Source organism: Granulosicoccus antarcticus IMCC3135, from assembly GCF_002215215.1.
GTDB lineage: Bacteria > Pseudomonadota > Gammaproteobacteria > Granulosicoccales > Granulosicoccaceae > Granulosicoccus > Granulosicoccus antarcticus.
On record NZ_CP018632.1, the window covers coordinates 3,731,197 to 3,744,748 of the forward strand.

The window sequence follows — 13,552 nt, forward strand, 5'->3', positions numbered from 1 at the left end:
CAGGCAAATGCGGCTGCCTGCACAGCTGACGCTGCTTCTGTCGTGAATTACTCGGCCGGGCAGTCTATGCCGATGGTTGATGGATCAACGACGGCTTCGCCGCGAGTCACACGGGCACAGGCCTCTGCGATGACAACCGGCATGGCAACTTCCATCGCCTGTTCGCCAAAGCTGGGCGCGAATACGGCACCGCGCTCTGATGCGTAGCTCATCATTTCTTCGGAGTTCATGATGTTGTCCTGCCAGACCTGGGCAACCGTGTCGTAGACCTCTTGAGGAGCTCCCTTGGGGATGAAGACGCCAAAGTAATCAGCGGCGATCGGCATGTCGGGAAGCCAGTTTGTCACTGGTGGAATCGGGTCGATTCCCTCTACAACAAGGGGCTTGTCCGAGAGAACGGCCAGGGCTCGAAGTTTGCCGGCACGAATCATTTCTGTCTGTTCGGTTGCCAACTGGGTGGTGACTGCAACCTCGCCACTGGCAGCAGCCATGACCGCCGGGTTGCCTCCGTCATAGGTAACCATACGAGCCCCTACATCGCCTTCGACCTGTTCTTTGATGGCGGCCAGAGCCATGCCACCAGAGGAGTTGACGCCCGCTGTTCCCACTGTCACGTCGGAGCCTTTCATGGCTTCGAGTAGCTCGCCAAAATCCTTGTAGGGCGCATCAGCGTTGACACTGACAACCGGCACATTGGCGACATGCAGGTAGATTTCATAATCGTTGATGGAGGTATTTTCAACCAGCCCTGTGATGGCATAGGTGGCATTATTGGCAATGGCATTGGCTGTCCATGTATAGCCGTCGCGCGGTGCGTCCAGTGCGGCCTGAGTGCCCTGTGAACCTGAGGCTCCGGGCTGGTTGACTATGACGATCTTGGTGCCCAGGCCTTGTTCCAGCAAGGGTGCCACCACACGAGTGACCTGATCAGTCGAGCCGCCTGCAGACCAGGGAACTATGATGTTGATGGGGCGATCCGGCTTCCATTCAGCCAGTGCCGGTGTTGTTGAAGCCAGCAATGTCATGGTGGTGACCGAGGCTGCGATTAGGTGTTTCACGTACATCTCCTTCTCCTTCCTGTGGTTTATGTTACCAACTGGTAGGTAATATAAGGAGGCGTTTCAAAGCTGTCAAGAATTTAGTGAGTGCCCGGTGCCCCATTTCAGCATGCCGGGCTCCGTCACCTTGACAGCAGATCAAGGTATCAGGCAAGTGCTGTCCGTCATCAGCTTCCTGTTTGTACGCGGCACAATAGCGTGTTGTCCTGAACAAGGTCGTCGCTCCAGGTCAGCTTCGCACTATCATCCCACTGGATGCGGTCGTAGCCATCCTTTGGGCTGACATCACGTTCGGAATGTTCAACAGCATTTGGCCAGGCGCTATCGTCAAACTCAGGGGCTGTCCAGTCAGAGGGCACATCCGTTACGATGGAGGCGCAGGCGCCTTGTCCTTCCACAGGATTGCTTTCGTCAGCGCATGATGTATCAACGGGTGCACGGTGAACCACCAGGCACTTCATATCTTCATTGCTTACCGCAACAATTTCTCCAGACTCGGCATCCTTGATCTGGAAGATCATGCCACCATCCCCCATCTGTTGTCTGCGCGATCCGATGTACTCAAGTCCGGTGTCATTTTCCTTGAAGTCCTTGGCTTGTATTGCGATTACCGCCGGTAGCTCTGCCGTAAACGTTGCAGTTTCCGCGTTGAAAGATCTTTCTGTCGTGATGGATACGCTGTCCTCGATGACCTGTTCGCCATTGGCGTACATTTCGAACCAGTTATCGACCCAGACCTCTGCGGTGAGCTCGCGTGAATCGGCAAGAACCATATTGGAGGAGAATATCAACAGGAGTGGTAGGAATATCTTCATGTTAGTGCCTCGTGCAGGGAGTAGTGGTTGGGTGTTTGCCAGGGTAAGTGGCCGCGTCAATTCAGAAAGCTCAATGTCGAAGTTGCCAGGACTTTGCCTTCGATGGCATTCATCACGGCAGACCAGTCAGCATCAGGGGAGTCTTTGCTACCCAGCGCAACAGGGGCTGCATTCAGTGCATAGAGCGTAATCGTGTAGGAATGTGTGGCGGTGCCCGGGGAGCAAGGAGGTGTAAAGCCCACTCCTCGGTTGTCCTTATCGGCACCTTCATCACCTGTTGATTCCGGATTGCCTGATGGCAGGGAATGCACATCAGCAGGAATGTTCCATAGTGACCAGTAGTGGCTCGGAGCATCCCGACCTTCCACGCTACCTTTCGGGTAGTGTTGCATCATTACGACGAAGCTCTGTGTACCTTCGGGTGCGGTAGTCCAGTCAAGTGCGGGGGACAGGCCTTGACCGCCATCACGATGGCATTTGCTACTGAGAGACAAACGCCCCTGGTCCTGGAAATCGGGACTGGACAAGGTGAGCGATTCGTCTGCCAGCGAGAGCGAAATAGTGCCGTTGAACAGGCAAGCGCATAGTAGGGTTTGTTTCCATATCGATTGCATGGGGTTACTCACCGGCAGTACTCTCCGGATTTCACGACGCCGTTATTGGTAACGGTCTTGGTTTCCATGTCGTAGCAATTGGGCGTTTCGGTCGGTGTATACCGAATGTAATAGGCTACGCCCTTGTAGGAGTAATCCAGACTGCGGGTGCCCGAGTCGTTCTGGGCAAATACCATGTCGTCCACACCGCCGGCGGGTGGGCGACCGGGCTCCATGGGGCTGCTTCCTGCTGCTGGCCTCAGAGGCGCAATACGTGGCAAGCTGTCGAAGTCAGCAACTTCTCCCATCAGGCATTGAATGATATAGGGTGCCTCTTTTGAGGTGTGGTAGCGGTAACCATAGGTTTCGTCAGTCAGCCCATTACAGACATCCAATTCTTCACCCGAAATAGGCGTGCCATCGGGATTGTTATCTCCGAAGAGTGGAAAGCCGTCAAATGCCCAACCGAGGATTGCATCGTCGCCAGCATTTTTCATTGCATCAATCATGCAGGTGGGGGTCACGTGATAATGGTAATCATCACCGCGTCCAGAATGCCCGCCACACCCGTCTAACTGCTCGGTCAACAGGGTGTCGTGTTGCGTCTGGTGGTGATAAAGATCATCCTCACTCATCTCACCGCCTCCCGTATAGTCGAAAATAGGGACACCGTTGACGGCGACAGCCAATGCAGAATCACGAGTCTTGGGCTCAGTGCCAGGCGTAGCGGTTAGTGGGATCGGGGCAGAATAATCGGCTGCAGGGATAGGTACCTGCTCGTTCGAGCCGACAATGCCTGTCATCAACTCATGGTCGGGGTAGCTTGAAGAACTCAGGAACGCTTGTCCGTTCTCGCAAGTGACGCTCACCGTGTCTGAGAAGCCGGCATCCTCCACGGAGGCCTTTACCAGAGCACAATGATCAGCAGTCTCATGTGGCGTTTCACCGGTTTCATGTGCTTGCGAATATCCAGCGTGTAACATTAATCCGAGGCCTGTAAGAAGAGCAGCTGCGGTATGTGCGGGGTTCATTGAGTGAGTTCCTGTAGAAATACAATGACGGTTGCCACTCGGGTGAGTGACGGTTCGAAAGCAAAAATCATCGGTGGAAGATTTGTATGCAAAAGCTACGTACTACATCATTCGTGCTGACGGGGAGATGCTAACAAAGCAGACGGGGAGAGGTGTACCAAGGTGTATCAATCATCTTTCAGTCACTTAGCTGCCGTGGTGATGTCGAAATTCAGCTCATTACCTGGAGCGAAAATGGTCACAAGTGATGGAAGTGTCTGCTTCCAAATACGCAACTGATTTTTGCATGGATATTTTTCAATTCTCTCAATGAAAATGGCAAGAAGTGCAGAATCCCAGCTTTACTGGATTGGCTTGAATAGAGAAAAATATCGTATGAACAGTATTTTGAAAGCAGGAACGAGTTTGATCGTGTTTTTATCGATTGGTTGCGCGTATGCAGATGGTGCCTACTCTGTAGATACCAGTAGCGAAGCCAATACCGGGAGTAAGGTTGTCTTTTGGTAGTCGAGGATACGTCGCACTACTTGGTGTCGAAAACGCTGATGTTTTTGGACTTGCGTTGGGTGTGGAGGCTGAATTTACTGTTCCGGTGAAATCATTGCCATTACGCTTGTCAGCCAGTTATTTTTACGCACCTGATATTCTTGCGTTTGGCGATGCTGACCGAATATTTGATTGGGACGTTAACGTCGGATTGCAGATTCGCGATTCCATGATGGTTTATACAGGCGTGCGTTATCTGCAAATGGATACTCGTCCCGGAAAGCGTGAGGTTGATGACCGACTTCATGTTGGTGTGCGCTGGAATCTCGACTAGAAATTCGGAAGGTCCGAAACGCCATCGCACTTACATAGCCAGAACGAACTGAAGAGAGCACTGGACTGCAGTTTCTTCTACCGATGAATTTGAAGAACTCACCCAGGTCTTTTCCTTGCCACCGTCGCCACCAACCCAGATGGGACGGCGGCGATTCAGATCACTGAATTCAACGTGGAGATGGCAGTGAATCCAGAAAAGCTGAAAAGCGATCGAACTGATCTGAGGTTTTTCATGAGGAAAGCATACCTGGAAAACGAAACAACTTTGCAGGCTGACAATCTCCACGAATAGGCTACCTATGTAGACACATTCGGCTTTTTGTCACCGAAATACATCGACACGAACCTGCTTAGGCTCAAAAACAATTTTGAGACTCCAATATTGCCTTGGGGAAAGTGAGCGGCGCCGCTACAATTTCATTGGGTACCCAAATTGAGTACCCGCCAGGATGATCTAGCAGATCAAGATTTAGGGCCAGCGAAGTACCATATGATCACGCCAATGACAGGAAGGATCAGAACGACAAGTACCCACACAATTTTCATGATAGCGCTAGCTGAACTACCCAGTATCTTGATGATTGCGTAAATGTCAAGGATGAAGACTATAAGGCCCAGAAGGCCGCTACCCATTTCCATGTTTATTCTCTTTTGTTACGGACCGATATTGCCCTGATGTGAGTATGATGGACAATCGGGAGCCGAATGCAGCAGCTGAAGTTCTTACTCATACAGGGCATTCTTCTGCTTCGCCTGCCTTGTCTTAACTAGCACCGGCTTAAGGCAGTCAACAACGCCATGGTGTAAATATTTGGGCAGATAGGGCTTCAGATTGTAGAGCGCGAGCAGGCCGGAGATAGCCGTATTGCTTATGGCAAGCAGCAGCTACCATCCTTCAGCCATCTTTTACACAATAGGACTCATCGAGCTGGACACGAAGCTCAGGCTTATGGATCAGATTTTCCCCACAGGCGTTATACTGAAAGCGACGCAACCGCTAGATTCGAAGCCGAGGTCGTTTGCAGTTTCAATTCGACATTAGTAATTGATAACCAGGGTCATCAGTCTTCCATGCAACAACATGCCACCAGTGAAATATCTTCAAGTCTTGACAGTGTATCGAGCGTTCAAACTGATCGTGAACAGCTGAGCTATGCTTTTCGGCTGGCAGAGGCGTTCGGTTTTCATGAAGGTATCTGCAATCACTTTTCAGTCAAACTCGACGGTGATTCTGAGCGCTACCTGATCAATCCGTATGGCACCCATTGGTCAGAAATGACGCCGCAAGCCTTACTCATGATAGATGGGGACGGTACTGTGCTTGAAGGCGAGGGTATGGTAGAAGATTCGGCGAAATTCATTCACATCAGCGGACACAGGGCCAATCCGAGGCACAAGGCGTTGTTGCACACCCATATGCCCTATGCAACCGCGTTGACAATGATCGAAGGCGGTCGACTTGAATTTGCACACCAGACGGTTGCCCGATATTTCGGACGAATTGATTATTACGACAAGTTTGGTGGATTAGCCGTCAGTGCAGAAGAGGGCGCGCGTCTGGCCGAGACTGCGACACAAAAACAGAATATTGATGTCACGTTCCTGGCGAACCATGGGATCGTTGTCGGAGGCTCAACCGTCGCTGCAGCATTCGACGATCTCTATTACCTGGAACGTGCTTGCCGACAACAGCTCTTTGCCATGCAATCCGGCAAGCCCTTGAAGCTCATTCCAGAAGACGTTATCAAATTGACAGCAGAACAGATAGAGCGAGATCGTGAAATGTTCAGTATTGAACATTTCACAGCACTCTCGCGGGTGTTGGAAAACTCACCCCTTCATCGTTTTACGTTCTGATTTAACAGGTTTCCCAGAGACGCAGTGATCGAAAGTTGTAGTCGCTGCGGTGGGTAATTCACAGTGGCGACGACTGTAAGGCTGTTAATGCCTTCTGACGACAAAGGACAATATTGTGAATACACATGACAACCTCATCATTCGACCTGTGGAAGCGAAAGACCGTGACGCTTGGGACATTCTCTATCAGGGTTATGCAGAGCACTACAAAGTGACTCAAACCGCTGAGATGCGTGACTGCGTGTGGTCGTGGTTGCACGAACCGACGGCAGAGTCTGAAGGGTTGGTCGCCGAGGGGCGGGACAGCAAGATCATCGGCCTGGCACATTTTCGCCCATTTGCACGCCCGTTGTCTGCAACCACCGGAGGATTTCTGGATGATCTGTTTGTTTTGCCCGAGGCACGAGGATTGGGGGCTGCAGACGCTTTGATTGAGGGTGTGAAGAGTGTTGCTCTGGAACGGGGCTGGTCAGTGGTGCGCTGGATTACCGCTGAAGATAATTATCGCGGCCGCAGTGTCTATGATCGCGTGGCCGGCAAGACCAACTGGGTCACCTATGACATCAAGCTTCAAAGCATAGAGTCTGTGGTTTGGCCATGAAATTATTTGACCCCGGCAATCATCAGCGAAGCGCACGGCACCGACGAATCTATGCCTACACCGAACTGGCCTATACAGCCGTAGACTTCGTCGCAGCATTATTGTTTCTGGTTGGCAGCATTCTGTTCTTCAGCTCAGATACCACCTACGCAGGAACCTGGTTGTTCGTCGTCGGTTCGGTACTGTTCGGCATGCGGCCCACTATCAAGCTGGTGCGAGAGGTTGCCTATTTACGTATCGGTGATCTGGAAGATGTTGCTGATCCTCCTACAGTACCCGATACGTTTACCGAAAGATCCAACAAGGGTGGCGGCCGATCATGACCCGGGTTGGTATCATTTCAGACACTCACGGCTTGTTACGATCCGAGGCGCTCGAGGCTCTTCAGGGCAGTGATTATATTGTCCATGGAGGTGATATCGGCAAGGGTGAGATCGTGGAGACGCTGTCGCAGATTGCGCCAGTGACTGCTATTCACGGCAATATTGACAAGGGTGAGATACGCGCGTAGCCACTGTTTCGTCAGGTGACATAAAAAGGGTCATCCACGTATGGACGACCCTTCGAGTTCATGGGATGACTGCCGGTTAGGCATCTACCCAATCAAGAACCTCTACTTCTCCGGGCTGCCATTGAAGTCTCTGTACTTGACTGTCTCGACTGTCATACCAGTTATTACTCTAGACATGATCACCTCCGGTTTCCGCTAATGGGACTTAAAACATACTACGAAATGCACTGTTTTTGTCAAATTAGTTAACCTTACCGGTAGGTGGGGAGTGCACATGACGATTGGCAACAAGTGAGTCTGTGGGGTGCCTGGCAGGCGCGGCGCGACATAGTCGACATTTGCTACTCCTTTGTCCACCAGTCATCGGTTCCCCAGTGGGGTGGGATCTCAATGATTGAACCTTTGCTGGTAACAACCTCGTATGGAAGATCATCTGCCATCATGGAGCTGTCATAGAGAAAATCGTGTTCAATCAGGCGGTTCACGATAGCGGGCGTCAGGCTATAAACTGGCGCTCGATACCCACATGGCCTGCGACCAGTCATTCTCACATGTGTATCAAGGGCTCTGCCGAAAAGCTCGGCTTCCTTTTCATCTGAGTGCTCCATGGGGTCTTCATGAGCCCATGAGTGGTGGCCAATCTCATGTCCGCCTTCAAGAATTGCATCAACGGTTTTCGGGTAACGTTCCATCACCCAGCCAGGTATGAAAAATGTCTGAACAATCTCTAGGCGACGAGCTGCGCGCTGGCCGGATTGGGCGGTGCTTATATCGTTTTGTCTCAGGTTTTCGTGTTCACCGAGAACATGAGTGCTGGCAAAGGTTTTGTGGCTTTGGCTGCTCTGATTCTGGGAAGGTGGAATCCGATTGGGGCATTGGTCGCTGTCGTGTTTTTTGGATTCTGTGATGCCTTTCAATTGCGTTTGCAATTCTCCAGTCCCGATGTTCCGTACCAGTTCTTTGCAATGTTGCCGTATTTTGCCTCAATCCTGGCGCTCATTGTGTTTGCGGGAAAAGTGAAGCCTCCAGCCGCTCTAGGGCTAGATTTTATTCGAGGTGGCAAGTGATCGGCCGCTCAATGGTTGCCTTTTTGGCGGGTCCTGATAGTAAATTTATCACCGATCAATGCTTCGGCGTTAACGGTGCAGTGTCATGCAATAGTGGAGAATGAATTGAGCGATACCTTCTTTCAGCCTGTTTCCGGGTTTGACCTTCCGCGCTTTGCAGGCGTGGCAACTTTCATGCGTCTGCCGTATGTGGCGCTGGATGATCCAAAAGTCAGTGATGTACAGGTTGGCCTGATCGGCGTTCCCTGGGACAGTGGTACAACCAATCGACCTGGTCCACGCCATGGACCACGTCAATTGCGGGACATGTCGACGATGATGCGTGCTCAGAACGGAGCCACCGGTGTGCGTCCCTTTGAGCTGATCAATTGCGCTGACCTTGGGGATGTTGCCCCCAATCCTGCCGACCTTATGCAAACCATGTCGCGGGTGACATCCTTCTATGAGGAGGTGAAAGCCAAGGGCATTCGTCCGCTAACCGCTGGTGGAGATCATCTTACCTCGTTGCCAGTGCTGCGCGCCTTGGCCAAGGATGCACCCGTTTCGATGATTCACTTCGACAGTCATACCGATCTTTTCGACAGCTATTTTGGCGGTACCAAGTATACCCATGGCACCCCATTCCGACGTGCTGTCGAAGAAAACCTGCTTGACCCCAAAAAAGTAGTGCAAATAGGCATTCGCGGAACAACCTATGATAATGAAGATCGTGATTTTGCCGATGCTGTCGGTATTCGTGTTATTCCGATAGAGGAGTTTCATGCGCGTGGCGTTGACAGCGTCATGGAAGAGGCGTGCGAAATTGTAGGAGAAACGGATACCTATATTTCTTACGATATTGATTTCGTTGATCCTACCTTTGCACCAGGCACTGGCACCCCTGAAATTGGCGGTCCTAATTCTTATCAGGCTATTCAGGTTGTGAGGGCATTGGAAAAAGTGAACATCATAGGTGCGGACCTTGTTGAGGTTTCACCACCGTTTGATCAAAGTGGGAATACCGCATTCCTGGGCGCATCAATCATGTTCGAGTTGTTGTGTGTGATGGCCAGTGGTCCGAACGCACATTCATCAGATTGATATTTCTGCTCTTCTTGCAGGTGGTACACGTATCGGTGGTCCGGTGCCGATACGTGTGAAAGCACCTGATACAACTCAGGGCACAGCCCCACCTTGCGGCAGGGAACATAGGTGACAGATCAGTCTGTAGCTCATTTGGCAGACGCAGAGCTGACATGCTCGGCGTTTGCCACGCCCTCCAGAAGTCTTGCGTCAAGCGGCTTGCCATTACTACCATGCAATACTGAAATATCACCGGTCGATTCGAGTACGACGGCGTATACCTCTGATAAATCGATGACATTGGCTTCACGCAGCTTGCCTCGAATGTCGTCCCGAGTGACACGTGTACGCTGCAGTGCATCGTCGAGCATGTGTTCGCCGACCATCAGAACGATCGGTTGGTTGTCTATCAGAGCAGAGGCATTTGCATATACCCGAGCATAAGACACGACACGCTGGCTAAGCAATAGTGCCGCTACTCCGATAGCGCCATCGAGCAAAGAGGCTGAGTCTGAGATCAGTGTGGTGGCAACGATGCTACCGACAGCGACAGTGACCGCAAAATCGAAACTCGACATCTTTGACAGGCTGCGTAATCCGTTCAAACGAATCAGCAGAACGACTGCAGCAAGAATACCGGCTGCGCTGAGGGTGATGTGCCAAAAGTCGCTCCAGGTTGTCGTAAGCCAGTCCATGATTTTTTCTGATTCAATTGCTGATAGTGGGCTTGTCATGCTACTGACTTTGCAAAGGGAGAAGCATCGAGTCGGTTGCAGAGGTCATGATGTATGTAGTATGACGCTGGACAGGACAGCGACACTTCGAGCTGTAATTGTTACTGGCTTTCGCAAGATGTGTATGGCAGTTTTGCCATGGCTTTTTGCAACGCTCCGGCCACGCTAGTGGACTTGGTACACTGAGTACTTGATCACATCCATGGAGAACACATGAATCGTAACGATGCCCTCGCAGGGGCTCTGGTAGCGGATGCCGCTGCCATGGGCTTGCATTGGCTGTATGACCAGGAACAGATCAGTACGGTAGCGGCAAGCGGTGATTTGCTGTTTCGTCAGCCGGACTCTGCTGTCTATCAGGGCAAGAAAGGTTACTTTGCTCACGCTGCAAGACGTGCGGGCCAGTTATCACATTATGGTGAGTCCGCGCGAATCGTCGGGCAGCTGGCTTCAGAGGATGCGTACCAGGCAGACACGCACCGGCAGCGCTTTCTGGAAGCCTTTGGACCCTGTGGTCACTATGTGGGCTACGCAGATCGGCCGACCAAGACACTGGTGGCCCGCATGATCAATGAGGGCGCAGAGATCAGTGAGCCATCCGGGATGGATGACAACCAGATGCCAGCCGTGTGCGTGGTAGCCGGTATCTTCTCAGCCGCTCAATCGGCAGACACTGTCAGGACAGCTGCACAGGTGATTTCCACGAATGAGGAAGTGGTTGCGTCGGCGGCTGCCGTTTACCAGTGTCTGGAGCAGGTGTTGCAGGGCAAGTCACTCGCTGATGCCTTGAGCGCCTCGGCAGAGGCGATGACGGATACAGTCGGTGCTTTGATGCGAGATGCATTGGCGATAGAGGGCTACCAGCCACTGGAGACGGCCAGCCGTTTTGGTCTTGCCTGTTATGTCGAGCATTCAATGCCCGTTGTCTGGCATCTGCTCAAGCATGCCACCGATTTTGAATCTGCGGTGCGTGACAATATACGTTGCGGTGGTGATAGCTGTGGACGCTCAATGGCGTTGGGTGCTATTGCCGGTTTGGTGTTCGGAGTGCCTGATAGTCTTGTTGCCCGTATGGCTGATGCACGCGTGCCGATAACGGAGCGTTTTGTCTGATTTCAAACAGCCTGTCATGGACCAACCTCAGAATCAGACCTCCGCAACACCTGGCACTATTGACAGGCTGGAAGAATGTGTACCCCGGCGGGTGCATCGAGCCTGGACAGTGGCACTGGGGGCGGCCATTGCCATTTTCTGTGGCCTGGGTCTGGGGCGCTTAGCTTTTGGCATGCTGCTACCGTCCATGTCAGCCTCGCTGGGTCTGGATTATGGGCAGGGTGGTCTGTTGGGTTTCGCCAATCTGCTGGGCTATCTGATTGCCGTCTTGTTGATACCGTTCATTCTGCCGTTGTTGAAGACACGTGCCACCACGGTCGCCAGTCTGTTGCTGGTGTCTCTGTCGATGCTGGCAATCGCACTGACCAAGAGCTTTCTTATCCTGTGCCTGCTTTTTTGTTTCATGGGCATAGGTACTGGTGGGGTTGTGTTGCCGACGATGAGTGTGATGTCACAGTGGTTCTATCCATCGCATCGAGGACTGGCGGCAGGAATTGCCATGGCAGGTCCTGGCTTCGCTGTCATTCTGGTTGGCTTCGTTACCCCGCAATTGCAACCCTTTTCCGGGTTGGAGTCCTGGCAAGGTGGGTGGCTGCTGTTTGCCGTAATTACCGTCTTTGTAGCTCTCCTGGTTCACGCTCTGATTCGCAACCACCCGCAAGACACCGGGCATCGTCCTTATGGTCGAAAGCCCATTGTCAGCTCTACGACTCCTCAAGCCGTATTGTCACGATCAGCCAAGATTCGTTTGCTCGCTCATATGGGCCTGATTTTCGCCATCTATGGTGCGACCTATATGCTCTATGTCACCTTCATCGTCACGAGTATGGTGGACAGTTATGAATTGAGTGCCGCAACTGCCGGTGGTATCTGGGCCTGGTTCGGGTTGTTCAGTATCTTTTCCGGTGTATTGTTCGGCTCCATCTCCGATCGTCTCGGCCGGCGAGCCGGCATGGTGGTGTCCTTTGCGGTGCTGGCATCGGCCTATCTCCTGGTGGGGATGGGTGGCTCGATGCCTGGGCTCTATGCCTCGATTTTCCTGTTTGGGGTTGCAGCCTGGAGCGTGCCAGTCATCATGGCGGCATCTGCCGGGGACATTTTCGGCTCTGCCCATGCAGCCAATGCACTGGTTGCGCTTACCCTGACTTTTTCGACCGGGCAAGCCATGGGGCCGGTTCTGGGCGGCTTTCTTGCTCAGACGAGCGGAGACTTCAGTTCGGGCTATATGAGCTCCGGTGCTCTGGCGCTTCTGGCCATCGCTTTGGTAGCGTTGCTGAAATTGCCGACAGCTGCTGAATGATGATACTCACACGGTTCGACATAACAATAAGTGCGTAATGGTTCCTATCTCCTGCTCTATTGAGCGTTATAGTGCTATTTGCATTATGGTATTACCCCTTACATCATTGTCCGTAAACCAATACCATCTACCGTGTGTATTTACATCGGTGGCAAAACAGTGCGTGCTCGTGAGTTTGAATCGGGAAACAGGGGGGGATATGACTCAGTCGCGTCTATGCCCTGATGGGTTTTTTCGGGTATTTGTCCTGCTGGCATTGGTGTTTGTATTCGGCACTGCTTTCACGCATCAGGCCAGCGCAGCTGACCCGAACTCAGAACCACTGAAAATAGCCGTGACCAGCTTGCCGCCGGTCACCGCACCTGCGGGTGATGGCTATCTGGACAAAATTCTAAAAGAGCTGTTTGCACGATCCGGCATTGACTGCGAGCTGATACCGACCCCTCCCCGTCGTGGTTTGACTGATGCCGATGCCGGAATTCTGGATGCTGCTGTTATCCCTTTTAGAAGTCTGAAATTTCCAAGGAAGGGGCCAGACTTTTCCAATCTACGGGTCTTGCCAGAGCCGCTCCTGACGACGGAGCTGTCTGGGATGTACACGCGCAGCAACATGGTAGTGACTTCGGTGGAAGACTTCTTTGACTATCGTCTCGCCTTTATGCGCGGTTGGAGACAGGCAGAGGAACTTTTCAAGGAACATGAGCGTACGCAGAAGGTGTCCGACCCACGCTTGCTGATGGAAATGCTGGCAAGCGATCGAGTGGACATCGTGTTTTTCTCTACAGTTCCGGGGAAGTACATTGCCCGGCAAATCGGTCTGCAGAACCTGAAGGTGTCAGAGTTTTATATCAAGCGGCATCTGTATCTGCACCTCCACAAGCGTCATGCAAGCCTGTTGCCGCTTCTCGTCAAGCAACTGGTTGCGATGAAAGAGGACGGCACGATGAAGTCAATATTGGCTGGCTATAACGTGTCCCGCTGATAGGCC

General features: G+C 52.2%; 17 protein-coding genes. 10 read left to right on the forward strand and 7 right to left on the reverse strand.

Going from position 1 to position 13,552, the window contains the following annotated elements; translation table 11 throughout:
* Nucleotides 1–47: 47 nt before the first annotated feature.
* The 4 genes from IMCC3135_RS15995 to IMCC3135_RS16010 form a co-directional block, all read right to left on the reverse strand.
* A complete protein-coding gene (locus IMCC3135_RS15995; protein ID WP_205738074.1) occupies nt 48–1,058 on the reverse strand; it encodes a Bug family tripartite tricarboxylate transporter substrate binding protein in 1,011 nt (336 codons plus the stop codon).
* 167 nt (nt 1,059–1,225) lie between these two features.
* Nucleotides 1,226–1,873 (reverse strand): PEBP family protein, encoded by a 648-nt coding sequence (locus tag IMCC3135_RS16000; RefSeq protein ID WP_088918539.1) that lies wholly within the window; start codon nt 1,871–1,873, stop codon nt 1,226–1,228.
* A 56-nt stretch (nt 1,874–1,929) separates the two neighbouring features.
* Nucleotides 1,930–2,499, reverse strand: coding sequence for a YbhB/YbcL family Raf kinase inhibitor-like protein (locus IMCC3135_RS16005; protein WP_157736029.1), 570 nt, complete (start codon nt 2,497–2,499; stop codon nt 1,930–1,932).
* On the reverse strand, nt 2,496–3,497 hold the full coding sequence (locus IMCC3135_RS16010; protein WP_205738075.1) for a YHYH protein: 1,002 nt from the start codon (nt 3,495–3,497) through the stop codon (nt 2,496–2,498). Before IMCC3135_RS16010 ends, IMCC3135_RS16005 begins: the two co-directional genes overlap by 4 nt.
* A 493-nt stretch (nt 3,498–3,990) precedes the next feature.
* Here IMCC3135_RS16010 and IMCC3135_RS16020 point away from each other — a divergent pair, with 493 nt between their 5' ends.
* Nucleotides 3,991–4,317: a YfaZ family outer membrane protein gene (locus tag IMCC3135_RS16020; protein WP_157736030.1), complete on the forward strand. Its 327-nt coding sequence runs from the start codon at nt 3,991–3,993 to the stop codon at nt 4,315–4,317.
* 464 nt (nt 4,318–4,781) lie between these two features.
* On the opposite strand, the gene IMCC3135_RS35240 is transcribed toward IMCC3135_RS16020, so the two are convergent.
* Nucleotides 4,782–4,958, reverse strand: coding sequence for a PLD nuclease N-terminal domain-containing protein (locus tag IMCC3135_RS35240; protein WP_418251427.1), 177 nt, complete (start codon nt 4,956–4,958; stop codon nt 4,782–4,784).
* 432 nt (nt 4,959–5,390) lie between these two features.
* Between IMCC3135_RS35240 and IMCC3135_RS16035 the strand changes: the two genes are divergently transcribed.
* The 4 genes from IMCC3135_RS16035 (at nt 5,391) to IMCC3135_RS16050 (ending at nt 7,288) form a co-directional block, all read left to right on the forward strand.
* On the forward strand, nt 5,391–6,176 hold the full coding sequence (locus tag IMCC3135_RS16035; protein ID WP_088918545.1) for an aldolase: 786 nt from the start codon (nt 5,391–5,393) through the stop codon (nt 6,174–6,176).
* A 115-nt stretch (nt 6,177–6,291) separates the two neighbouring features.
* A complete protein-coding gene (locus IMCC3135_RS16040) occupies nt 6,292–6,777 on the forward strand; it encodes a GNAT family N-acetyltransferase (protein ID WP_088918546.1) in 486 nt (161 codons plus the stop codon).
* Nucleotides 6,774–7,100, forward strand: a complete 327-nt coding sequence (locus IMCC3135_RS16045) for a YrhK family protein (RefSeq protein WP_088918547.1) — start codon at nt 6,774–6,776, stop codon at nt 7,098–7,100. The genes IMCC3135_RS16040 and IMCC3135_RS16045 overlap by 4 nt, the downstream gene beginning before the upstream one ends.
* Complete coding sequence (locus IMCC3135_RS16050; protein ID WP_088918548.1) at nt 7,097–7,288, forward strand: metallophosphoesterase family protein; 192 nt, start codon at nt 7,097–7,099, stop codon at nt 7,286–7,288. Before IMCC3135_RS16045 ends, IMCC3135_RS16050 begins: the two co-directional genes overlap by 4 nt.
* Before the next feature lie 341 nt (nt 7,289–7,629).
* Here the strand turns inward: IMCC3135_RS16050 and IMCC3135_RS34995 are convergent, their stop codons facing one another.
* The gene (locus IMCC3135_RS34995) at nt 7,630–8,196 is read right to left on the reverse strand and encodes a polysaccharide deacetylase family protein (protein WP_418251443.1); all 567 of its coding nucleotides are present in this window, start codon (nt 8,194–8,196) and stop codon (nt 7,630–7,632) included.
* On the opposite strand from IMCC3135_RS34995, the gene IMCC3135_RS35520 reads away from it, so the two are divergent.
* Nucleotides 8,080–8,355 (forward strand): hypothetical protein, encoded by a 276-nt coding sequence (locus tag IMCC3135_RS35520; RefSeq protein ID WP_418251428.1) that lies wholly within the window; start codon nt 8,080–8,082, stop codon nt 8,353–8,355. The genes IMCC3135_RS34995 and IMCC3135_RS35520 overlap by 117 nt on opposite strands.
* Nucleotides 8,356–8,460: 105 nt before the next feature.
* On the forward strand, nt 8,461–9,435 hold the full coding sequence (gene speB / locus IMCC3135_RS16065; protein ID WP_088921883.1) for an agmatinase: 975 nt from the start codon (nt 8,461–8,463) through the stop codon (nt 9,433–9,435).
* Between the two features lie 131 nt (nt 9,436–9,566).
* Here the strand turns inward: speB and IMCC3135_RS16070 are convergent, their stop codons facing one another.
* Nucleotides 9,567–10,112 carry a DUF421 domain-containing protein gene (locus IMCC3135_RS16070; RefSeq protein ID WP_088921884.1) on the reverse strand — a complete coding sequence of 182 codons (546 nt, stop codon included), beginning with the start codon at nt 10,110–10,112 and terminating at the stop codon, nt 9,567–9,569.
* Between the two features lie 252 nt (nt 10,113–10,364).
* Between IMCC3135_RS16070 and IMCC3135_RS16075 the strand changes: the two genes are divergently transcribed.
* The 3 genes from IMCC3135_RS16075 to IMCC3135_RS16085 all read left to right on the forward strand — a co-directional run bounded on the left by IMCC3135_RS16075 (nt 10,365) and on the right by IMCC3135_RS16085 (nt 13,546).
* Nucleotides 10,365–11,264, forward strand: a complete 900-nt coding sequence (locus IMCC3135_RS16075) for an ADP-ribosylglycohydrolase family protein (RefSeq protein ID WP_088918549.1) — start codon at nt 10,365–10,367, stop codon at nt 11,262–11,264.
* Nucleotides 11,265–11,280: 16 nt separating this feature from the next.
* On the forward strand, nt 11,281–12,564 hold the full coding sequence (locus IMCC3135_RS16080) for an MFS transporter (RefSeq protein WP_088918550.1): 1,284 nt from the start codon (nt 11,281–11,283) through the stop codon (nt 12,562–12,564).
* 199 nt (nt 12,565–12,763) lie between these two features.
* Nucleotides 12,764–13,546, forward strand: coding sequence for a substrate-binding periplasmic protein (locus IMCC3135_RS16085; protein ID WP_157736031.1), 783 nt, complete (start codon nt 12,764–12,766; stop codon nt 13,544–13,546).
* Nucleotides 13,547–13,552: the final 6 nt, after the last annotated feature.

Excerpts from the sequence above, each read along its gene's own strand:
- IMCC3135_RS16000 (WP_088918539.1), bottom strand. The coding sequence starts at position 1,873 with ATGAAGATATTCCTACCACTCCTGTTGATATTCTCCTCCAATATGGTT.
- IMCC3135_RS16010 (WP_205738075.1), bottom strand. The coding sequence starts at position 3,497 with ATGAACCCCGCACATACCGCAGCTGCTCTTCTTACAGGCCTCGGATTA.
- IMCC3135_RS35240 (WP_418251427.1), bottom strand. The coding sequence starts at position 4,958 with ATGGAAATGGGTAGCGGCCTTCTGGGCCTTATAGTCTTCATCCTTGAC.
- IMCC3135_RS16035 (WP_088918545.1), top strand. The coding sequence starts at position 5,391 with ATGCAACAACATGCCACCAGTGAAATATCTTCAAGTCTTGACAGTGTA.
- IMCC3135_RS16045 (WP_088918547.1), top strand. The coding sequence starts at position 6,774 with ATGAAATTATTTGACCCCGGCAATCATCAGCGAAGCGCACGGCACCGA.
- IMCC3135_RS16050 (WP_088918548.1), top strand. The coding sequence starts at position 7,097 with ATGACCCGGGTTGGTATCATTTCAGACACTCACGGCTTGTTACGATCC.
- IMCC3135_RS16070 (WP_088921884.1), bottom strand. The coding sequence starts at position 10,112 with ATGGACTGGCTTACGACAACCTGGAGCGACTTTTGGCACATCACCCTC.
- IMCC3135_RS16075 (WP_088918549.1), top strand. The coding sequence starts at position 10,365 with ATGAATCGTAACGATGCCCTCGCAGGGGCTCTGGTAGCGGATGCCGCT.
- IMCC3135_RS16080 (WP_088918550.1), top strand. The coding sequence starts at position 11,281 with ATGGACCAACCTCAGAATCAGACCTCCGCAACACCTGGCACTATTGAC.
- IMCC3135_RS16085 (WP_157736031.1), top strand. The coding sequence starts at position 12,764 with ATGACTCAGTCGCGTCTATGCCCTGATGGGTTTTTTCGGGTATTTGTC.